General features: G+C 62.5%; 15 protein-coding genes. 6 read left to right on the forward strand and 9 right to left on the reverse strand.

Annotated elements, in window-relative coordinates; genetic code table 11:
• Positions 1-1425, forward strand: coding sequence for an efflux transporter outer membrane subunit (locus FAX90_RS08405; RefSeq protein WP_240704804.1), 1425 nt, complete (start codon positions 1-3; stop codon positions 1423-1425).
• On the opposite strand, the gene FAX90_RS08410 is transcribed toward FAX90_RS08405, so the two are convergent.
• The 4 genes from FAX90_RS08410 to rpoB all read right to left on the reverse strand — a co-directional run bounded on the left by FAX90_RS08410 (position 1422) and on the right by rpoB (position 12769).
• Positions 1422-1589 carry a DUF2964 family protein gene (locus FAX90_RS08410; protein ID WP_144096961.1) on the reverse strand — a complete coding sequence of 56 codons (168 nt, stop codon included), beginning with the start codon at positions 1587-1589 and terminating at the stop codon, positions 1422-1424. The two genes, FAX90_RS08405 and FAX90_RS08410, sit on opposite strands and share 4 nt — an antisense overlap.
• A 100-nt stretch (positions 1590-1689) precedes the next feature.
• Positions 1690-4032, reverse strand: coding sequence for a putative bifunctional diguanylate cyclase/phosphodiesterase (locus FAX90_RS08415; RefSeq protein WP_144096962.1), 2343 nt, complete (start codon positions 4030-4032; stop codon positions 1690-1692).
• 179 nt (positions 4033-4211) lie between these two features.
• On the reverse strand, positions 4212-8531 hold the full coding sequence (gene rpoC / locus FAX90_RS08420; protein WP_144096963.1) for a DNA-directed RNA polymerase subunit beta': 4320 nt from the start codon (positions 8529-8531) through the stop codon (positions 4212-4214).
• 74 nt (positions 8532-8605) lie between these two features.
• Positions 8606-12769 (reverse strand): DNA-directed RNA polymerase subunit beta, encoded by a 4164-nt coding sequence (gene rpoB / locus FAX90_RS08425; RefSeq protein WP_144096964.1) that lies wholly within the window; start codon positions 12767-12769, stop codon positions 8606-8608.
• A 466-nt stretch (positions 12770-13235) separates the two neighbouring features.
• On the opposite strand from rpoB, the gene FAX90_RS16595 reads away from it, so the two are divergent.
• The 5 genes from FAX90_RS16595 to rplL all read left to right on the forward strand — a co-directional run bounded on the left by FAX90_RS16595 (position 13236) and on the right by rplL (position 15451).
• Positions 13236-13373 (forward strand): hypothetical protein, encoded by a 138-nt coding sequence (locus FAX90_RS16595; protein ID WP_170234919.1) that lies wholly within the window; start codon positions 13236-13238, stop codon positions 13371-13373.
• 49 nt (positions 13374-13422) lie between these two features.
• Entirely contained in the window at positions 13423-13947 is a 525-nt protein-coding gene (locus tag FAX90_RS16690) for a DUF2975 domain-containing protein (protein ID WP_205700654.1), read from the forward strand.
• Complete coding sequence (locus tag FAX90_RS08435) at positions 13947-14153, forward strand: helix-turn-helix domain-containing protein (protein ID WP_144096965.1); 207 nt, start codon at positions 13947-13949, stop codon at positions 14151-14153. The genes FAX90_RS16690 and FAX90_RS08435 overlap by 1 nt, the downstream gene beginning before the upstream one ends.
• 332 nt (positions 14154-14485) lie before the next feature.
• The gene (rplJ, locus tag FAX90_RS08440; protein ID WP_144096966.1) at positions 14486-15001 is read left to right on the forward strand and encodes a 50S ribosomal protein L10; all 516 of its coding nucleotides are present in this window, start codon (positions 14486-14488) and stop codon (positions 14999-15001) included.
• A gap of 72 nt (positions 15002-15073) precedes the next feature.
• A complete protein-coding gene (rplL, locus tag FAX90_RS08445) occupies positions 15074-15451 on the forward strand; it encodes a 50S ribosomal protein L7/L12 (protein WP_144096967.1) in 378 nt (125 codons plus the stop codon).
• A gap of 108 nt (positions 15452-15559) precedes the next feature.
• On the opposite strand, the gene FAX90_RS08450 is transcribed toward rplL, so the two are convergent.
• The 5 genes from FAX90_RS08450 to FAX90_RS08470 all read right to left on the reverse strand — a co-directional run bounded on the left by FAX90_RS08450 (position 15560) and on the right by FAX90_RS08470 (position 19840).
• Positions 15560-15838, reverse strand: a complete 279-nt coding sequence (locus tag FAX90_RS08450; protein ID WP_144096968.1) for a hypothetical protein — start codon at positions 15836-15838, stop codon at positions 15560-15562.
• Positions 15839-15924: 86 nt separating this feature from the next.
• Positions 15925-16944, reverse strand: coding sequence for a phytanoyl-CoA dioxygenase family protein (locus FAX90_RS08455; protein ID WP_144096969.1), 1020 nt, complete (start codon positions 16942-16944; stop codon positions 15925-15927).
• Positions 16937-18166 carry a capsule biosynthesis protein gene (locus tag FAX90_RS08460; RefSeq protein WP_240704805.1) on the reverse strand — a complete coding sequence of 410 codons (1230 nt, stop codon included), beginning with the start codon at positions 18164-18166 and terminating at the stop codon, positions 16937-16939. The genes FAX90_RS08455 and FAX90_RS08460 overlap by 8 nt, the downstream gene beginning before the upstream one ends.
• A gap of 37 nt (positions 18167-18203) precedes the next feature.
• A complete protein-coding gene (gene kdsA / locus FAX90_RS08465) occupies positions 18204-19046 on the reverse strand; it encodes a 3-deoxy-8-phosphooctulonate synthase (RefSeq protein WP_144096971.1) in 843 nt (280 codons plus the stop codon).
• A complete protein-coding gene (locus FAX90_RS08470; protein ID WP_144097366.1) occupies positions 19046-19840 on the reverse strand; it encodes a 3-deoxy-manno-octulosonate cytidylyltransferase in 795 nt (264 codons plus the stop codon). The genes kdsA and FAX90_RS08470 overlap by 1 nt, the downstream gene beginning before the upstream one ends.
• Positions 19841-19850: the final 10 nt, after the last annotated feature.

The following is a 19850-nucleotide window of genomic DNA, read 5'->3' on the forward strand; positions in this document are numbered from 1 at the left end:
TTGCGCAAGCTTCTCGTCCTTGCCCTGCCCTTTGTCGCCCTGTCGGCCTGTACCGTCGGGCCCGATTACGAACGCCCCGATGTCACGGGACAAGTCGGCGCATGGTCGCAGGACGGCATCGACAGTGCCGAAATCGAGGCCGAAGGGTGGCGCGCGCTGGGTGATCCGGTGCTGACCGAACTGGTCGAAAAGGCGGTGGCGGCAAACCGCGACATCGCACAAGCACAAGCGCGCCTGCGGCAGGCCCGTGCGGGGCTTGATGCGGCAGCGGGCGGGCGCGTGCCCGAAGTGGCCGCCAACGCGTCGGCCACGCGGCAGCGGCTTTCGGAAAATGGCCAGCTTCCCGTGGGCGCGCTTCCGGGTTTCGCACCGGAATTCTCGCTGTTCGATGCAGGCTTCGACGCATCGTGGGAGCTTGACCTGTGGGGCGGCACGCGCCGCGCGGTGGAAGCGGCGGGGTATCGCGTCGGCGCGGCCGAGGCCTTGTCGCGCGAGGCGCGCCTGCGCGTCGTGGCCGAAACCGTGCGCGCCTATGTCCAGCTTCGCGAGGCACAGGCCGAAAGCGCGCTTGCCGCCGCCGACCTGTCCGCGCGCGAAACGATCGCCCGCCTCGCCCGCCAAAGCTATGAGGCCGGCGAGATCGCACGCGGCCCCGCCGCCGATGCCGATGCGGCGTTGAACGCGGCGCACGCGCGGCTTCCCGCCGCCGAGGCGAAGGCGGTTGCCGCCACCAATGCACTGGCTGTCCTGACCGGCCAGCCGCCCGAGGGGACCGCGCACCTTCTTTCCCAACCCGCGCCCGTGCCCACCCCTCCGGAAGCGGTCCGCGCCGGCCTTCGCGCCGATGTCCTGCGCCGCCGCCCCGACGTGATCGCCGCCGAATACCAGCTTGCCGCTGCGACCGCGGACATCGGCGTGCAGACCGCGCAGCTCTTTCCGAAAATCTCGCTGATCGGCTCCATCGGGCAACAGGCGCGGGCCGTGGGCTATCTGGCTTCGGGCGATTCCCTGCGCTTTACCGTAGGGCCGACGCTATCCTGGCCCATCTTTGCAGGCGGCCGCATCCGCGCGCAGATCAGGGCCGCCGACGCCCGCGCCGACGAAGCGGCCGCGGCCTATGAACAGGCGGTGCTGGGCGCGCTGGCCGACAGCGAGACCGCGCTCAACCGCTACAACGCGGCGCGCGCGGCATGGGATGCGCTGGAGGCGGCGCGGGCTGATGCGGCGACGAGCCTGGAACTGGCGCGCCAGCGATACGAGGCGGGTGAAGATTCGCGCATCGCGTTCAGCCAGGCGCAAATCGCCTATGACGAGGCGGAACGCGCGGCGCTGTCGGCAAAGGGAGACGCGGTCGCGTCCCATGCAGCGGCGATCAAGGCGCTGGGCGGCGGATGGACTTTGGACGCCAATCCCGACGCGGGCTAGATTACGGCCAGGACGATGCCGAGCACGGCAAGCACGATGCCAGAGGCGATCAGCTTCTTGTTGTCGCCTGCCCCGCCCTTGCGGACCTGGTCCACGCCCATCAGCGCCACGAAAATACCGATCGTGGCGAAAACGATGCCGAGCAGGAGCTGCGGAGTGAACATGGCTCTACGCTAGGAACGTGGGCGCAAGTCATCAATCCGCAATTTCACGCAATCGGCCAGAATGACGGGATTTGTCACCGCCAACGGCCGGTCTGCGCGCTCAGGCGGCGTTTTCTAATGCGTCGCCGTCTCCGTCCGCCTTCTTGCCGCGCAGTTCGGGCGGCTTGAACCACTGGGCCCGATCCTCGTTGAAGGGGCGCCCGTCGCTCAGTTCCTCGGCGTTGACGGGGTAGGATATGAGATAGCCTTGGATCTGGGTGATCCCTTCGGTGCGCAGCCATTCCAGCTGGCTCTTGCGTTCAACCCCTTCGGCAACGGTCGACATGCCCAGCGCACCGGCCAGGTGCATGACGGCCCGCACGATCGCCTGGCAGTCCTCGCGATCCTCGATATCCTCGACGAAGCACTTGTCGATCTTGATCTTGTCGAATGGGAAAGACCGCAGGTAATTGAGCGAGGAATAGCCGGTCCCGAAATCGTCGAGCGAGATGCGCATGCCCATGCCGCGCAGTTCATGCAGCATGGCAACGTTCCGTTCGCTGTCATGCATCAGCATGTTCTCTGTGATTTCCAGCTCGATCCGCGACGGGTCTATACCGGTGTTGCGGATCGCCTCGGCCAGTGTCGGAATCAGGCGGGGGGACCGCATCTGCAGCGGCGAAAGGTTGATCGCCACCGTTTCCTGTTCTGCCCAGCTTGCCGCTTCCTCGACCGCATTGCGGATGATCCATTCGCCCAGCGACACGATCAGGCCGCTGTCTTCGGCCAGCGGGATGAATTCGCCCGGCATGACCACGCCCCAGATCGGGCTTTGCCAGCGGACCAGCGTTTCGAAGCCCACCGTCTTCTTCTGCGCGATGTCGTAGAGCGGTTGGTAATGCAGCGTGAATTCGTCGTTCTGGATCGCGGTCTTGAGGTCGGCCTCAAGCTGCGCGCGTTCGCGGTCGCGCTCTTCCAGCCACGGCTCGAACTCCGCGAACGTGCCCCGGCCCAGCGCCTTGGCGGCATAGAGCGCAAGGTCGGCCTGACGCAGCAGGGTATCGGGGTTTCGCGCCGCGCCCTGCATCGTGCGATCGACATGCGCGATGCCGACCGACGTGCTGGTCGACAGCTTCTGGTCACCGAGCACGAAGGGCTTTTCCATTTCCTCGACGATGCGCTGTGCGACGATCTTGGCGGTTTCCTGATCCGTCAGGCGGGTTAGCAGGACCGCGAATTCGTCCCCGCCTAGCCGCGCGACGAGGTCGTGCGACTTCACCGCGCCGCTGATGCGCTTCGACGCTTCGGCCAGAAGCCGGTCGCCGGTCGAATGGCCGAAGGTGTCGTTGATCTGCTTGAAATGATCGAGATCGAGATAGAGCAGCGCCAGCCCACCCGCGTTCTGCTTGCGCCCCAGCACTTCGGCCAGCGTTTCGCCAAACAGGAACCGGTTGGCGATGCCGGTCAACATGTCGTGGTGCGCCATGAAATTGACGCGTTCAACCGCCTGACGCGTGTCGGTGGTATCGCGCGCCACGCCATGCATCGTGCCGTCGTCCCAGACATTGGCCGACATCGTCCACCAGCGGGTTTCGCCACCCACCGTCAGGCTGATCGTCAGGTCGCGGAACGGTTGGCGCACCAGCAGGCGATGGGCCAGCAATTCGCGCTGCGGCCCGTGGTCGAACAGCGAGACCATTTCCCGCCCTTCGAGGTTCCACGACTCGCATCCCGCCGCTTCGCCGAAACGGTCGCATACCGCGACAAGGCAGGCGCCCTTGTCGACCTGCCACAGCCAGTCCGCGCTTTGCGCTTCATAGTCGTGCAGCAGGAGCTGGATCGTTTCTGCGCTTTCAGCCAGTTCCGCCTCGCCCTCGAACTTGCGGCGATAGAGTTTCGCATCGTCGTAGATGCCGCGAAACAGGATCATGGCCAGCGCGCTGATGAGGGCAAAGGACACGATCTCGATCCGGCCGAAGGTCGCGTAACTGATGCCGAAGCCCGTCAGGGTCATCGTACCCACGAAGACCGCGCAGATCCGCGGCAGGGCGCGATAATAGATCATGGAGGCCGTGACGACGCCCGCGACCAGGACCGACAGGAGGTAAAGCTCGGTTTCGCGCGCGAACATCGCGAACATGCCGATGCCCACGCCCCATCCGACCGAATCGGCAATGCCGAGGCCAAACATGTAGCGGCGCTGTTTCTTGAAATAGGAAAGGTCGATCGATTCGGGGGTGAAGCGGCGGATCACTTCGACACGGGCAAGGCTGATCGCCAGCATGAAGCCCAGCCAGGCGAACTGGATCAGCACGCCCTGCCCTCCAAGGCGGATGACGCACGTGATGAAAGCACCGAACGCCGACGTCGCAGCCGCAAGCTGGCCACGGTCTGCGTAGTCCTGCAAGCGACGGACCATCAGGTAGTCGGCGCGACCAAAAAGGGCGGCCTGTCTGCCTCCCATAACCGGTTCAATCCCCAAATAAGTGAAACCGCGTGTGGGGCAGAACTTAGGGCAGGAAGGTAAATCGGCAGTAAACACCTGAAATGAAACACGCGTTGTTCCAAAACGAAACCCCCGCCAGATCGCTCTGACGGGGGTTTGTTATTTCCAGGCTTTCGCGGGGAAAGCGCGCAGGAGGATCAGCTCTCGCTTTCTTCCTCGCTGCCGTCGTGATCGGCGGCCTCTTCGTTGAGGTAGTCACCGGCATCGGCGTCGAGACCGTGGGTCTCGCCCTCGACCTTGGCCAGCGGATCGTCACCGATCGCGGCTTCGGGGCCCTGTGCCAGTTCGGCCTCGTGCTCTTCCTTGGCCGTTTCGGCAGCGATCAGCGCTTCCTGCATCTTGCGATACTGGGCGCGCAGGGCTGCGTCGCGGCTGGTAGCGGCCACGCGGACGCGGTTCATGCCCGCGCCGGTACCGGCGGGGATGAGACGGCCGACGATGACGTTTTCCTTCAGACCGATCAGCGAGTCCTTCTTGCCTTCGACCGCGGCCTGCGTGAGCACGCGCGTGGTTTCCTGGAAGGATGCCGCCGAGATGAACGAACGGGTCTGCAGCGAAGCCTTGGTAATACCGAGGAGGACAGGCTTGCCCTCTGCCGGCTGCTTACCCTTGTCGAGCTTCGCGTTGTACTCGAGCATTTCCTCGTAATCGACCTGTTCGCCGGGAAGCAGCGTGGTGTCGCCGCCGTTGGTGATCTCGACCTTCTGCAGCATCTGGCGAACGATCACCTCGATGTGCTTGTCGTTGATCTTCACGCCCTGGAGTCGATAGACTTCCTGGATCTCGGTGCACAGGTATTCGGCCAGCGCCTCGACGCCAAGCACCTCGAGGATGTCGTGCGGATCGGGCGAACCGGAGATCAGGTTGTCGCCCTTCTTCACGAAGTCGCCTTCCTGAACGTCGATCACCTTCGACTTCGGGATCAGGTACTCAACCGGATCACCCTCTTCCGGGATGATCGCGATCTTGCGCTTGGCCTTGTAGTCGCGAACGAACTCGACGCGGCCCGAGACCTTGGCGATGACCGCGTTGTCCTTCGGCTTGCGGGCCTCGAACAGCTCGGCAACACGCGGCAGACCGCCGGTGATGTCGCGGGTCTTGGCCGCTTCGCGCGAAGCACGGGCGAGAATGTCACCGGCCTGCACTTCCTGACCGTCCTCGACCGACAGGGTCGTACCCGGCGCCAGCATGTAGCGGGCTGCCTCGGTCTCGTCGCTTGCCTGCCCCAGAAGGGTGATGCGCGGACGCAGGTCTTCCTTCTTGGAACGGCCGGCGGCGCGATACTCGATCACGACGCGCTGGGCGATGCCGGTGGCTTCGTCGACGCGCTCTTCCAGGGTCTTGGTGTCGATCAGGTCCTGGTACTTCACGACGCCCGACTGCTCGGTGATGATCGGCAGGGTGAACGGATCCCATTCGGCCATCCGGTCGCCCTGCTTCACCTGTGCGCCGTCCTCGAACATGATGAAGGTACCGTAGGGAACACGGTGCATTTCACGCTCGCGCCCTTCGGCGTCGATGACGAGGATTTCGCCGCTGCGGGCCATCGACAGACGACGACCGCGCTTGTCGACGATGGTCGGCATGTCGCGATAGACGATCTTGCCGTCCGAAACCGCCTCAAGGTGCGAGGTTTCGTTGAGCTGCGCCGCGCCACCGATGTGGAACGTACGCATCGTCAGCTGCGTGCCGGGTTCACCGATCGACTGTGCCGCGATGACGCCAACGGCTTCGCCGATGTTCACCGGGGTACCGCGGGCAAGGTCACGGCCGTAGCACGTGCCGCAAACGCCCTGCTGCGCTTCGCAAACCAGCGGCGAACGGATCTTCGCCACCTGCGATTCGGCTTCGTCGATCTTCTTGATCGCCGCTTCGTCGAGCAGGTCGCCAGCCTTGGCCAGCACTTCGCCCGTCTTGGCGTGGACGAGGTCCTCGGCCAGCGTACGGCCCAGGATACGTTCGCCAAGCGATGCGATGGTCGAGCCGCCCTGAACGATGGCGCGCATTTCGAGCGCGTTCTCGGTGCCGCAGTCGTTTTCGACGATGACGCAGTCCTGCGACACGTCGACCAGACGACGGGTCAGGTAACCCGAGTTCGCGGTCTTTAGTGCGGTATCGGCCAGGCCCTTACGGGCGCCGTGGGTCGAGTTGAAGTATTCAAGAACGGTCAGGCCTTCCTTGAAGTTCGAGATGATCGGCGTTTCGATGATCTCGCCCGACGGCTTGGCCATCAGGCCGCGCATGCCGGCCAGCTGCTTCATCTGGGCCGGGCTACCACGCGCGCCGGAGTGGCTCATCATGTAGATCGAGTTGATCGGCTTCAGACGGCCGGTTTCCTCGTCCACGGGCTGGGACTTAATGCGGTCCATCATCTCGGCCGCGACCTGGTCGCCGCAACGGCTCCAGGCGTCGATCGCCTTGTTGTACTTTTCCTGCCAGGTGATGAGACCGTCCTGGTACTGCTGCTCGTAGTCGGCAACCAGCGCCTTGGTCTCGGCGATCATCGCTTCCTTGGTTTCGGGGATGATCATGTCGTCCTTGCCGAACGAAATGCCGGCGCGGCAGGCGTGACGGAAACCCAGGACCATGATCGCGTCGGCGAACAGGACCGTGTCCTTCTGACCGGTGTGACGATAGACCTCGTCGATGACGTCACCGATGTCCTTCTTGGTGAGAAGGCGGTTGACGACATCGAACGGAACCTTGTGGCTCTTGGGCAGGCATTCCGCGATCAGCATGCGACCCGGCGTCGTTTCAACGCGCGCGACGTACTGGTTACCGTCTTCGTCCGTCTGCATGACGCGGGCGGTGATCTTGGAGTGCAGCGTGACGGCACCGACCTGAAGCGCCTGGTGCACTTCGGCCATGTCGGCAAACGCCATGCCCTGGCCCGGCTCGTTCTCCATCTCCATCGAGAGATAGTAGAGACCCAGCACCATGTCCTGCGAAGGCACGATGATCGGCTTGCCGTTGGCGGGCGAGAGGATGTTGTTGGTGCTCATCATCAGCACGCGGGCTTCCAGCTGGGCTTCCAGCGAAAGCGGCACGTGGACGGCCATCTGGTCACCGTCGAAGTCGGCGTTGAAGGCCGAGCAGACGAGCGGGTGCAGCTGGATTGCCTTGCCCTCGATCAGCACGGGCTCGAACGCCTGAATGCCAAGGCGGTGCAGCGTCGGTGCGCGGTTCAGGAGGACGGGGTGTTCGCGGATGACTTCATCCAGGATGTCCCAGACTTCCTTGCGCTCCTTCTCGACCCACTTCTTGGCCTGCTTCAGGGTCATCGAAAGACCCTTGGCATCGAGGCGGGCGTAGATGAACGGCTTGAACAGTTCGAGCGCCATCTTCTTGGGAAGGCCGCACTGGTGCAGTTTCAGTTCGGGGCCGGTCACGATGACCGAACGACCCGAATAGTCGACGCGCTTGCCCAGAAGGTTCTGGCGGAAGCGGCCCTGCTTGCCCTTGAGCATGTCGGACAGCGACTTCAGCGGACGCTTGTTCGCACCCGTGATGACACGGCCGCGACGGCCGTTGTCGAACAGGGCGTCGACGGCTTCCTGCAGCATGCGCTTTTCGTTGCGGACGATGATGTCCGGCGCGCGCAGCTCCATCAGGCGCTTCAGGCGGTTGTTGCGGTTGATGACGCGGCGATAGAGATCGTTGAGATCCGACGTCGCGAAACGACCGCCGTCCAGCGGGACCAGCGGGCGCAGTTCGGGCGGAATGACCGGAACGACATCAAGGATCATCCATTCGGGGCGGTTGCCCGAATCGATGAAGCTTTCGACGACCTTCAGGCGCTTGATGATCTTGGCGGGCTTCAGCGTCGACTTGGTCGTCGCCAGCTCTTCCATCAGGTCATCACGTTCCTGCTCGAGGTCGAGTTCCATGAGCATGATCTTGACCGCTTCGGCGCCGATGCCGGCACTGAACGCGTCTTCGCCATATTCGTCCTGCGCGTCGAGCAGTTCGTCTTCGGTCAGAAGCTGGAACTTTTCGAGCGGGGTCAGGCCCGGCTCGACCACCACGTAGCTTTCGAAATACAGCACGCGCTCAAGCTGCTTGAGCTGCATGTCGAGCAGCAGGCCGATGCGCGAGGGAAGCGACTTCAGGAACCAGATGTGCGCGACGGGCGCGGCCAGTTCGATGTGGCCCATGCGTTCACGGCGCACCTTGGTCACGGTCACTTCGACGCCACACTTTTCGCAGACGACGCCCTTGTACTTCATGCGCTTGTACTTGCCGCAAAGGCACTCGTAGTCCTTCACAGGACCGAAGATGCGCGCGCAGAACAGGCCGTCGCGTTCAGGCTTGAACGTGCGGTAGTTGATCGTTTCCGGCTTCTTGATTTCGCCGAACGACCATGAACGGATGCGCTCGGGCGAGGCAAGACCGATCTGGATCTGGTCGAACGTTTCCGGCTTGGCCACCGGGTTTGCGAATTTGGTCAGTTCGTTCATTTTTCAAATCCCTTGAGGGGAAAAACCTGTGTGCGAAGGGGAAGCGGGCGAGCACGTGGCCCGCCCGCGTTTCCTCATTCGGCAGCCTCGGCCATGTCGCCGTCTTCGCTATCGTCGGTAAGCGAGGACAGTTCGACGTTGAGACCCAGCGAGCGCATTTCCTTCACGAGCACGTTGAAGCTTTCCGGGATGCCGGCCTCGAAAGTGTCGTCGCCCTTGACGATCGCTTCGTAGACCTTGGTACGGCCGACAACGTCGTCCGACTTCACGGTCAGCATTTCCTGCAGCGTGTAGGCCGCGCCGTAGGCCTGGAGCGCCCAGACCTCCATTTCACCGAAGCGCTGGCCACCGAACTGCGCCTTACCGCCCAGCGGCTGCTGGGTGACGAGCGAGTAGGGACCGATCGAACGCGCGTGGATCTTGTCATCGACGAGGTGGTGCAGCTTGAGCATGTAGATGATGCCCACGGTGACCTTGCGGTCGAAGGCTTCACCGGTACGACCGTCATAAAGCACCGACTGGCCCGAGCTTTCGTAGCCTGCCTTTTCCAGCATCGTCGTCACGTCGCCTTCGCGCGCGCCGTCGAAGACCGGAGTGCCCATCGGAACGCCGCGACGCAGGTTGTTCGCCAGTTCGGCAACTTCCTCGCTCGAGCGGTTCTCGATGTCGTCGTAGTAGTTCTCGCCGTAGACGTCCTTCAACTTGTCGATCAGCGCGGCGGGCGGGGGGCCTGCCATCGCGTCGGGGTTGTTGGTGCGCCACTCGTCGAGCTGCTCCGCGATCTGCATGCCGAGCCCGCGCGCGGCAAAGCCGAGGTGGGTTTCGAAGATCTGACCGACGTTCATGCGCGACGGCACGCCCAGCGGGTTCAGAACCAGATCGACGGGGGTGCCGTCTTCGAGGAACGGCATGTCTTCGGCGGGAAGGATGCGCGAAATGACACCCTTGTTACCGTGACGGCCGGCCATCTTGTCGCCCGGCTGCAGCTTGCGCTTCACCGCGACGAAGACCTTGACCATCTTGAGGACGCCGGGGGCCAGTTCGTCACCGCGTTCGAGCTTTTCCTTGCGGTCCTCGAACTTGGCGTTGATGGCCTGGACGGCCTCGTCATACTGTTCCTTGACGGCTTCGAGCTGCGCCTGGCGACCGTCTTCTGCAACCGCGAACTTGAACCATTCGAAACGCTCGACCTCGTTCAGCATCTCCTCGGTGATCTCGACGCCCTTCTTCACGCCCTTGGGCGCTGCCGAAGCGGTCTGGCCGACGAGCATGTCGCGCAGGCGGTTGTAGGTCGCGCGGTTGAGGATGGCGCGTTCGTCCTCGCGGTCCTTGGCGAGGCGTTCGATTTCCTCGTTCTGGATGGCGCGGGTACGGTCGTCGACCTCGATGCCGTGACGGTTGAAGACGCGAACGTCGACAATCGTGCCCGACACGCCCGGCGGCAGGCGAAGCGAGGTGTCGCGCACATCGCTGGCCTTTTCACCGAAGATGGCGCGCAGAAGCTTTTCTTCCGGCGTCATCGGGCTTTCGCCCTTCGGCGTGATCTTGCCGACCAGGATGTCGCCCGGATGCACTTCGGCACCGACGTAGACGATGCCCGCTTCGTCGAGGTTGCGCAGGGCTTCCTCGCCGACGTTCGGGATATCGCGGGTGATGTCTTCGGGGCCGAGCTTCGTGTCGCGGGCCATGACTTCGAAGTCGTCGATGTGGATCGAGGTGAACACGTCGTCCTTGACGATGCGTTCGCTGATCAGGATCGAGTCTTCGTAGTTGTAGCCGTTCCACGGCATGAACGCGACGAGGCTGTTACGGCCCAGCGCCAGTTCACCCATGTCGGTCGACGGGCCGTCGGCGATGATGTCGCCGGACTGCACCACTTCGCCCACCTTCACCAGCGGACGCTGGTTGATGCAGGTCGACTGGTTCGAGCGTTCGAACTTCTGCAGGCGGTAAATGTCGACGCCCGACTGGCCGGCTTCGACGTCGCCGATGGCGCGGATCACGATACGGGTCGCGTCGACCTGGTCGACGATACCGCCGCGGCGTGCCGAGATGGCAGCACCGGAATCGCGGGCCACCGTCTCTTCCATACCGGTGCCGACCCAGGGCGCTTCGGCCCTGACCAGCGGCACGGCCTGACGCTGCATGTTCGATCCCATGAGCGCGCGGTTGGCGTCATCGTTTTCCAGGAACGGAATGAGCGATGCGGCAACCGAGACGAGCTGCTTGGGCGACACGTCCATCAGCGTGACCTGCTCGGACGGGCTCATCACGAACTCACCGTTCTGGCGGGCCGAGACGAGATCCTCGACGAAAGTGCCTTCGCCGGTGAGGTCGGCCGAGGCCTGTGCCACCGTGTTCTTCTGCTCTTCCATGGCCGAGAGGTACTGGACCTCGCCGGTCACCTTGCCGTCGATCACCTTGCGGTACGGGGTTTCGATGAAGCCGTACTTGTTGACGCGCGCAAAGGTCGAGAGCGAGTTGATCAGACCGATGTTCGGGCCTTCGGGCGTTTCAATCGGGCAGATACGGCCATAGTGCGTCGGGTGAACGTCGCGGACTTCGAAGCCTGCGCGCTCACGGGTAAGACCACCGGGCCCAAGCGCCGAGACGCGGCGCTTGTGGGTGACTTCCGACAGCGGGTTGGTCTGGTCCATGAACTGCGACAGCTGCGAGGAGCCGAAGAACTCACGCACCGCGGCCACGGCGGGCTTCGCGTTGATGAGGTCGTTCGGCATCACCGTCGAGACGTCGACGCTGCTCATGCGTTCCTTGACCGCGCGTTCCATGCGCAGCAGGCCGACGCGGTACTGGTTTTCGAGCAGCTCGCCCACCGAACGGACGCGGCGGTTGGCCAGGTTGTCGATGTCGTCGACTTCGCCCTTGCCGTCCTTGAGGTCGACCAGTTCCTTGACGACAGCGAGGATGTCCTCGTTGCGCAGGGTCGTGATCGTGTCCTCGGCATCAAGGCCGAGGCGCATGTTCAGCTTCACGCGGCCAACGGCCGACAGGTCATAGCGTTCGCCGTCGAAGAACAGGCCTTCGAACAGGGCTTCTGCGGTTTCCTTCGTCGGCGGTTCGCCCGGGCGCATGACCTTGTAGATGGCCTCGAGACCCATTTCGCGGTTCTCGGCCTTGTCGGCTTCCATCGTGTTGCGGATCCACGGACCCTTGTTCACGTGGTCGATGTCGAGCAGTTCGAGCTTGTCGACACCCGCATTGTCCAGCGCCTCGAGGTTCTCGGGGCTGACTTCCTCACCGGCTTCGAGCCAGATGCGGCCGGTGGATTCGTCGATCATGTCCTTGGCGGCATAGCGACCAAAGATTTCCTCGGTCGGGATCAGCAGTTCGGCAAGACCGTCCTTGGCCGCCTTGTTGGCAGCGCGCGGGCTGATCTTGGTGCCTGCCGGGAAGACGACTTCGCCCGATGCCGCGTCGACGATGTCGAACGCCGGCTTCTGGCCGCGCCAGCCTTCTGCGGTGAACGGGATTTTCCAGCCGCCTTCGCCGCGTTCCCAGACAACGGTGTCGTAGAAGTGGTCAAGGATGCCTTCGCTGTCGAGGCCCAGGGCATAGAGCAGCGCGGTGACCGGCAGCTTCCGCTTGCGGTCGATGCGGACGTTGACGATATCCTTGGCGTCGAATTCGAAGTCCAGCCACGAACCGCGGTACGGAATGACGCGGGCGGCGAACAGGTACTTGCCTGACGAGTGCGTCTTGCCGCGGTCATGGTCGAACAGAACGCCCGGCGAACGGTGCATCTGCGACACGATGACACGCTCGGTGCCGTTGATGATGAAGGTGCCGTTCTCGGTCATGAGCGGCATGTCGCCCATGTAAACGTCCTGTTCCTTGATATCGAGAACCGAACGGGCCTCGGTGTCAGGATCGATCTCGAACACGATCAGGCGCAGCGTGACCTTCATCGGGGCCGCGTAAGTGATGCCGCGCTGGCGGCATTCGGTCGTGTCGTACTTGGGGTCTTCGAGTTCGTAGTGCACGAAGTCGAGTTCGGCCGTGCCCGCGAAGTCGCGGATCGGGAAGACCGAGCGCAGGGTCTTTTCCAGGCCAGAGACATAGCCGGTCGCCGGATCGGAGCGGAGGAACTGTTCGTAGCTCTCGCGCTGGACCTCGATCAGGTTCGGCATTTCGACGACTTCGTGGATGTCGCCAAAGATCTTGCGGATGCGCTTCTTGGCAGTCGGGCGGATGTTCGCCTCGTTCAGCTGGGTTGCCATAAAGGTATGGAGCCTCTGCTTCGTGTTGTGCCGATTCGGTCCGGCCGACTTCGAGTCGACCCGCCGCCCCGGCAAGGGATTTCGTCGCACGCGTGCGATGGCGCAGAAACGACAAAAGGCCGCAGGACAAACGGGAATCAGCCCCTTTCGAGGCATTCCCGGCCCACAGCCGTCGCGTCGTTCTGCTGATTTCGAGGCCTCCATCCCGGGTCGGCCCCCGCGCCAGGGCCGCCTTGCTCGAAGCCTTCGAACGAGCCCGCATATAGGTGCCGTCCCCCGCGCTGTCAAAGGGGGCGGCGCCCCGCGATTCGCGTTTTTTCCGGCCCGAGGCACTCATCTGCGGTCTGGGCGCCCCGAATTTTCCGTAAAACAATCAACGCCATATCGTTTTTCGATATTTATCGATTGACGATATGGCGGCATCGGATTATTGAATATCGATATCAAGCATATCGGAGTTCGACAAATGACTTTCAACCAGACCAACCTAACAGCCGTTTTCGCCGCCTTCCTGCTGACCGTCGGAATGTGGGCAACCACCGTCACTCCCCAGGCAACCAACTACGCCTCGGCATCGGTAGCCGTGGCCCCTGTCGTCGCCTGACGGCCGGCCCTTCCCGACCCGATCCTTACCATCTGAAAGGAGCCCCGCCATGTCGCTCAAACGCATCGACCCCCTGCTTGCCATCGCGCGGGTCATCCTCATCATCATCCAGGTCATCGCGGGCGTCGCGGCCGTGGCCTGCACCATCGCGGCCCCGGCCATCCTCCTGTTCCGCGCCCAGGTCCTGGCCGAGGTTCAGGCCGAAGGCATCGTTCCCGAGGCCTTGCCGGTCCTTGCCGGCATGGCTGCCATGGGAGCCGTCGTCCTGGGGATGGTCTTCGTGGTCACGCTGCTGTGCCGCCGGATCGTCAACACGGTCGGCGAAGGCGATCCCTTCGTGCCCGAAAATGCCACCCGCCTTTCGCGCATGGCCTGGCTCATGCTCGCCATCCAGTTCATCAGCCTGCCGCTGGCCGCAGGCGGGGTCATGCTGGAGCAGATGACCGAGGGCAAGACCGTCGAGGCCGACGGCATCTCCCTCAGCGCGATCCTGCTGGTCATCATCCTCTTTGTCCTCGCCCGCGTTTTCCGCAAGGGAACCGAAATGCGCGCCGACCTGGAAGGAACCGTCTGATGCCCGTGACCGTGAAACTGGACGACCTGCTCCACGAACGCCGCATGACGCTGACCGAACTGGCGGACCGCGTCGGCCTGACCCTTGCCAACCTGTCGATCCTGAAGACCGGCAAGGCCAAGGCCATTCGCTTCTCCACGCTGGAGGCGATCTGCCGGGAACTCGATTGCCAGCCCGGCGACCTGCTCGGATACGAGGGCGAGTAAGGGCGCTAGAGCCCGACACCGCTTGACTCTCCCGTCAAACCCTTTAGAGGCCCGCCGCGATGTCGGTGGGCCTTTTGGTTTGCCGTCGTCATCCGTCCGAGACAGTTGGTGACCGGAATTTGCCGGTCTTAATTTCCAGCCTAGACGGGGAAAAGAGATTTCAGGCGACTTTCGGGTCCGCCATCCGCGCCCATCCTTTTGCGAAAGGGCAAGCGCTCCTCCTTCCCTGATCGAACGGACTCGCCCGCACGCCGGAGCCTTCGGGCAATGGCGCGTGGACACAATGAGCCGATCGCCTGTTCCGGCAGGCGATCAAACGTGAAGGAGCAAACATGGATCGTTCGCAAAAAGCCGATGCGGTCGCAGAGCTCAACGCAACCTTCAACGAGGTCGGCGTGGTGGTTGTCACCCGCAACCTCGGCCTCTCGGTCGCCCAGTCGACCGAGCTGCGCTCGAAGATGCGTGAAGCCGGCGCGACCTACAAGGTAGCGAAGAACCGTCTTGCCAAGCGGGCAATCGTCGACACCGACTATGCTGGTATCGACGATTACCTGACCGGCCCCACCGCGCTGGCGACTTCGGTCGACCCGGTTGCGGCGGCAAAGGTCGTCATCGACTTCGCCAAGACCACCGACAAGCTCGAGGTCGTTGGCGGTTCGATGGGTTCGCAGGTGCTCGATGCCGATGGTGTGAAGGCGCTCGCCTCCATGCCCTCGCTCGACGAACTGCGCGCCAAGCTGGTTGGTCTTGTCAACGCACCGGCGACGAAGATCGCCCAGCTGTCGACTGCCCCGGCTGCCAAGCTTGCCCGTGTCTTCGGCGCATACGCCGCCAAGGACGCTGCATAAGACGTTTCAAGCGATTTACCGACGGACAGGCCAGTTGGCCGCGTCGGCATGAACTGATTGGAGTGAATTAAAATGGCTGATATCCAGAAGATCGTCGAAGAACTGTCGCAGCTGACCGTTCTCGAAGCCGCTGAACTTGCAACCGCTCTTGAAGAAGCATGGGGCGTTTCGGCCGCTGCTGCTGTTGCTGTTGCTGCACCTGCTGGTGGTGGCGACGCAGGCGCCGCTGCTGAAGAAAAGGACGAATTCGACGTCGTTCTCACCGGCGACGGTGGCAAGAAGATCCAGGTCATCAAGGAAGTCCGCGCCATCACCGGCCTGGGCCTCGCAGATGCCAAGGCTCTCGTCGAAGGCGCTCCCAAGGCCGTCAAGGAAGGCGTCAACAAGGCAGAAGCCGAAGAGATCAAGAGCAAGATCGAAGCAGCCGGCGGTACCGTCGAGCTCAAGTAAGTCGCATCCGACTTACCTTCGATTTCGTTCGCGAAATCACACGGAAAGGGCAGCCTTCGCGGGCTGCCCTTTTCTTTTGCGTGACGCCTTTGTGAAGTAGCAGGCCGGTCAGCCGTTGGGCGATGCCATCGTGCGCCCGACACTGCCCGAACCGCGTTCCAGCATGTGCCGGTTCAGCCGCGTCTCTTCCTCGGCCTCGGCCCGCGTACGGCAGATCTTTTCACGGATGCGGCTGCCGGTCGGACGACGATATTCGCAAACGACCTCGTTCGGGTCGGTCTTCTTGGTGGCCTCCTCGCTCTGCGCGGCGGTTTCCTCCTTCTCGCCGGCGATTGCAGGCGCGCTCAACAACGGGGCGGCGAGCAACAGGCAAATGATCTTCTTCATGCGATATTTCCTCGGCTAAGTGCCGACCTTAGCACAAACCAACCCATATCATCCAGTTTGGCGGGGCACTGCCGCGGCGTGCGACATTACAGGATTGTCCGCCGGCCTACAGATTTCCACGGCTGCCCCATCCAGCGGCGCAACCTGTCGCGCGAGGCCCAAATCCACCCGATCCGCCTGTCCGCCACGTTACCGCGGCTAAAGAGGTCGAGGCCGGAAAAAGGTATGAAAGGGTTTGAACGGCTGTACGCCCAGATCTCCACTCTCTCCATGCCGGGACTCGACGGTCCCCGTGCGTGAAAGCCGTAAGTGTCGGCGATGACCAAGGTATTGGCCGCAACGGCCAGCCGGCTTGGTGCAGGCAGGTCCAGTTGCGCAAGTTGCTCCTCTTCGATCCGGAACGATCCCCGCCTTGTCATTCGATCACCGCTGTTTGGCAGCATCTTTGCAGTGGCATCTTCCCATTCCAGCCTTTTGCGCGTCGGCCGGTGCGAGCCAGGCACATAAGTGAACGGCCCTTCTTCCTCGGCCACATCCCTCAGAAATAGCCACGCTTTCATGCTGGAATGAAACGTATCGGCGTGAAGATTAGTCTGCGGATCGGGTGGCCCTTTGCCCGAACGCGCAATTGCCTGAAGATAGTTCAGCGGCTCCCGATCGAAGCTAGCGACATATCGCGTTGCATTTCGCCAAAGCGGTGATGAGAGGAACCGTTCAAGAGCCGGGATGGCAGATTTCATCGTGCGGTCAACGGCCATGCGCCGGGTGATTGTATCGCCCTGCACCATTTCTCGCGCTTCGCCCTCATAAGCGAGCAGCGCATCGCGCATTGCGGCGAATTCGCCGGGTGGAACTGCGTTTTCGACAATTATGAAACCATTGCGTTCGAAATCGCGAACCAGTTCTTTCGGCAGTGCCGCAGCAAGGCGGCGACGCCTGCGAGCCGTGAGCTTCGCAGCGAGGCGCACACGCGTGCGGTGGAGACCAGCGCGGTTCAAGACCTTGGACCCAATCAGGCCGTTCTTTTCAAAATTTTTTGCGCCAGTAGCCAGTTGAAGCAGCCAGAACGGGGCCTTGACCCATCGCAATCCGCCCCCATCAGGCATGGCCGACAGCCGAAGCAGCAGTTTTTCCAGGCTTCTTCTGCGCTTCCTCCTCCACGCCCAAACGCGTCAGGATCGACTCAATGAGCGTATTTACCGCGCTCTTGCTGGCGATGCCGCCGGAAATCAGGCAGCGGTCAAATAGGACTTTGCGGAACGCCTTCCAGATCTTCTCATCGGGAGGAGTCGGATTTTTCCAGAAGTCGTCGATATGCTTCTGGTCGGTGATCCCGGCAATGTCATAGACCGCATCACCCAGCACGTTCACGGGAATGCCATGTGCCAGCGCCAGAGTGCCAGAGGTGCTGTTCACACATACCAGCCCTAGGGACCGAGCCGCCTGCTTTTCCAGATTGCCGCCATCCACATAGTGTACGCGTGTACAATCCTTGTCGCTCGACAAGAGGCTGGCAATCAGCTTAGGCCATCGGCGCGCCATCGGATCCAGCGGATGTGCTTTGACAAGCAGGTGGACGTCGGTCGGGGCGTTACGAAGGAAACTCTCGATGACGAAGCGAACGGCCGATTCCATGTCGTTGAACGCAGAATGACGGCGGATCTGGTAATCGGAACTCAGTTGGAGCGGAAACAAAAAGAACTTTTGACCCGCCAGTCTTTCAATTGTCTGCGCGGTCCGTTTCTCCCGCGATGCACGGCCCGCGAACCGGACGACCCAGTTCAAGCCTTCGACAACGACCGAACCCGGGCGATGGCTGCGATAGTGAGGAAAGCGCACCCTTCCCACGACATTGTGGTGATAATACCAATAAGTGTCCCGCGCGCGCCGATTGAAGCTGGCGGTGACGACCTTGGGTTCGCTCTCTTCAGGCAGATGGCGGGCGTTCTTTAGGTACCACTCGGGATCCTTGGGAAGGCGCGAGTAGCCGTTAACCCCGTGATCCTCGAGTGTCATCCAGTGTGGCCGGATGTAGCCTTCTTCGAGCACGTGTACATCGACCCCACGGTCCGCAGCGATCCGCCGGGCCGATTCGTGGTGCGCCCGGCAATCACCGAAAAGCATCATTTGGGTGATTCCGTGCTTTTCGATGAAACGGTCCAGCCAGATCGGCCAGTCTTCCAGCGTGCCTGTATAATCCATCCCGCCCACGGGCCAGTCGTGGCGATCCCCCCCACTGAGGTTGATGCGGAAGACGTCAAAACCACGTTCGGACAGGGCCTTGCCCAGCCGTTTGAACAGGGGCCCTGGCGGCCCTTGCAGGAACAATATCCTGCGAACCGCCTGGGGACTTACGATCTTGAGCTCAGGCGACCGGCGAACCATCTTCGCACGCTTCGCGGATTCGTAGAAGCTGGGCCACGAGGGGCTCCATCTGATCGAGCGGCCAGCTGTTCGGGCCGTCGGACAGAGCCTGGTCGGGGTCCGGGTGGGTTTCCATGAAGACCCCGTTGACGCCCGCGGCAACCGCCGCGCGCGCGAGTGTCGGGACATGTTGCCGTTCACCGCCCGAGCGGTCGCCCTGTCCGCCAGGCAACTGTACCGAATGGGTCGCATCAAAGATGACCGGGCAACCCGTTTCGGCCATGACGGGCAAGCTGCGCATGTCAACGACCAGGTTGTTGTATCCAAAGCAGCTTCCACGTTCCGTCAAGCAGATCGCCGGGTTGTCAAATCCGGCGGCGGCGGCGGCGTCACGCGCTTTTGCGACGACTTGGAACGTGTCGCGCGGCGCCATGAACTGCGCCTTCTTTATGTTTACCGCCGTGCCCGTGGCCGCAGCAGCCGCGACAAGATCGGTCTGGCGCGAAAGAAACGCCGGGATCTGTAGGATGTCGACGACGCCGCCGGCGATGACCGCCTGTTCGGGCGTGTGAACATCGGTAAGCACTGGCAAACCGGTTTCGTCACGCACCTCGGAAAGTATCTTAAGACCCTCTTCGATGCCGGGGCCACGGAAAGAATGACCGGAGCTACGATTGGCCTTGTCGTAACTCGCCTTGAAGACCACCGGAAATTGCAGCCTATCGGCCATCTCCGCAAGTGAGGTCGCGACGCGCAACACGAGTTCGCGACTCTCTATCACGCATGGGCCGGAAATCAGGAACAGCCTGTTCCCCTTCAGAAATTCAAATTCCCCCGAGTGCATCACGCGATTCCACGCTCCGTCAAAATTCGCTCAATCGGCTCTAAGTCCTCAGGATTGTTCAATTCGATCACGTCCCAGCCCGGTTGTTCAAGTTCAAGTACCGCGACGGGTATGCCGTAATGGAGGAAGCGGAGTTGTTCGAGCCCCTCTATCTCCTCGACCCTGCAAGGCGGTAGCGCGACATAGCGCATAAGCGCGCTGCGGCGATAGGCATAGAGCCCAAGGTGCAGAAGAACGGGTGGATCCTTTTCTAGGGCATCCCCAGGCGCGATGTGTGGCAGGACACGCTTGGAGAAGTACAAGGCATTGCCAGCCGCGTTGACGATTGCGGTCGTACCACCGACCCTGCCCTGCGCCTGATCTGTCACGATATGCCGATATGTCCCCGGACTGCATCGCACCGCAACAGTCGCAACTTCGCAGTCGGCGTTCGTTTTCATGTGTTCGATCAGCGCCGCGACGAACTCGGGAGGCGTGAGCAAGGCGTCACCCTGAAAATTGACGAAGATATCGTCAGGCCGGCCGTCGCTCGCCAGGGCGGCGACACGTTCAGTTCCGTTGCGGCAATATTCGGGCGTGAGTGCGGCTCTTCCGCCAAACTCTTCGACCGCCTCCACGATACGATCGCTGTCGGTCGCGACGACGACCTCGTGATCGCCGGGAACAGATCTTGCCGCCCGCCAACTTCTTTCGACGAGCGATCGTTGCTCACCGCCCACGCCCCTGATCATCGCAAGGGGCTTTGCAGGATAGCGGGAAGAGGCCCAACGGGCCGGAATAACGATAGTCGTCACAGTAAGATAA

The organism is Croceicoccus sediminis (assembly GCF_007570835.1).
Classification (GTDB): Bacteria; Pseudomonadota; Alphaproteobacteria; order Sphingomonadales; family Sphingomonadaceae; genus Croceicoccus; species Croceicoccus sediminis.

Coding starts and splice junctions, on each gene's coding strand:
- FAX90_RS08410 (WP_144096961.1), bottom strand. CDS start 1,589: ATGTTCACTCCGCAGCTCCTGCTCGGCATCGTTTTCGCCACGATCGGT.
- FAX90_RS08415 (WP_144096962.1), bottom strand. CDS start 4,032: ATGGGAGGCAGACAGGCCGCCCTTTTTGGTCGCGCCGACTACCTGATG.
- rpoC (WP_144096963.1), bottom strand. CDS start 8,531: ATGAACGAACTGACCAAATTCGCAAACCCGGTGGCCAAGCCGGAAACG.
- rpoB (WP_144096964.1), bottom strand. CDS start 12,769: ATGGCAACCCAGCTGAACGAGGCGAACATCCGCCCGACTGCCAAGAAG.
- FAX90_RS16595 (WP_170234919.1), top strand. CDS start 13,236: ATGACTTTCAACCAGACCAACCTAACAGCCGTTTTCGCCGCCTTCCTG.
- FAX90_RS16690 (WP_205700654.1), top strand. CDS start 13,423: ATGTCGCTCAAACGCATCGACCCCCTGCTTGCCATCGCGCGGGTCATC.
- FAX90_RS08435 (WP_144096965.1), top strand. CDS start 13,947: ATGCCCGTGACCGTGAAACTGGACGACCTGCTCCACGAACGCCGCATG.
- rplJ (WP_144096966.1), top strand. CDS start 14,486: ATGGATCGTTCGCAAAAAGCCGATGCGGTCGCAGAGCTCAACGCAACC.
- rplL (WP_144096967.1), top strand. CDS start 15,074: ATGGCTGATATCCAGAAGATCGTCGAAGAACTGTCGCAGCTGACCGTT.
- FAX90_RS08450 (WP_144096968.1), bottom strand. CDS start 15,838: ATGAAGAAGATCATTTGCCTGTTGCTCGCCGCCCCGTTGTTGAGCGCG.
- FAX90_RS08455 (WP_144096969.1), bottom strand. CDS start 16,944: ATGCCTGATGGGGGCGGATTGCGATGGGTCAAGGCCCCGTTCTGGCTG.
- kdsA (WP_144096971.1), bottom strand. CDS start 19,046: ATGCACTCGGGGGAATTTGAATTTCTGAAGGGGAACAGGCTGTTCCTG.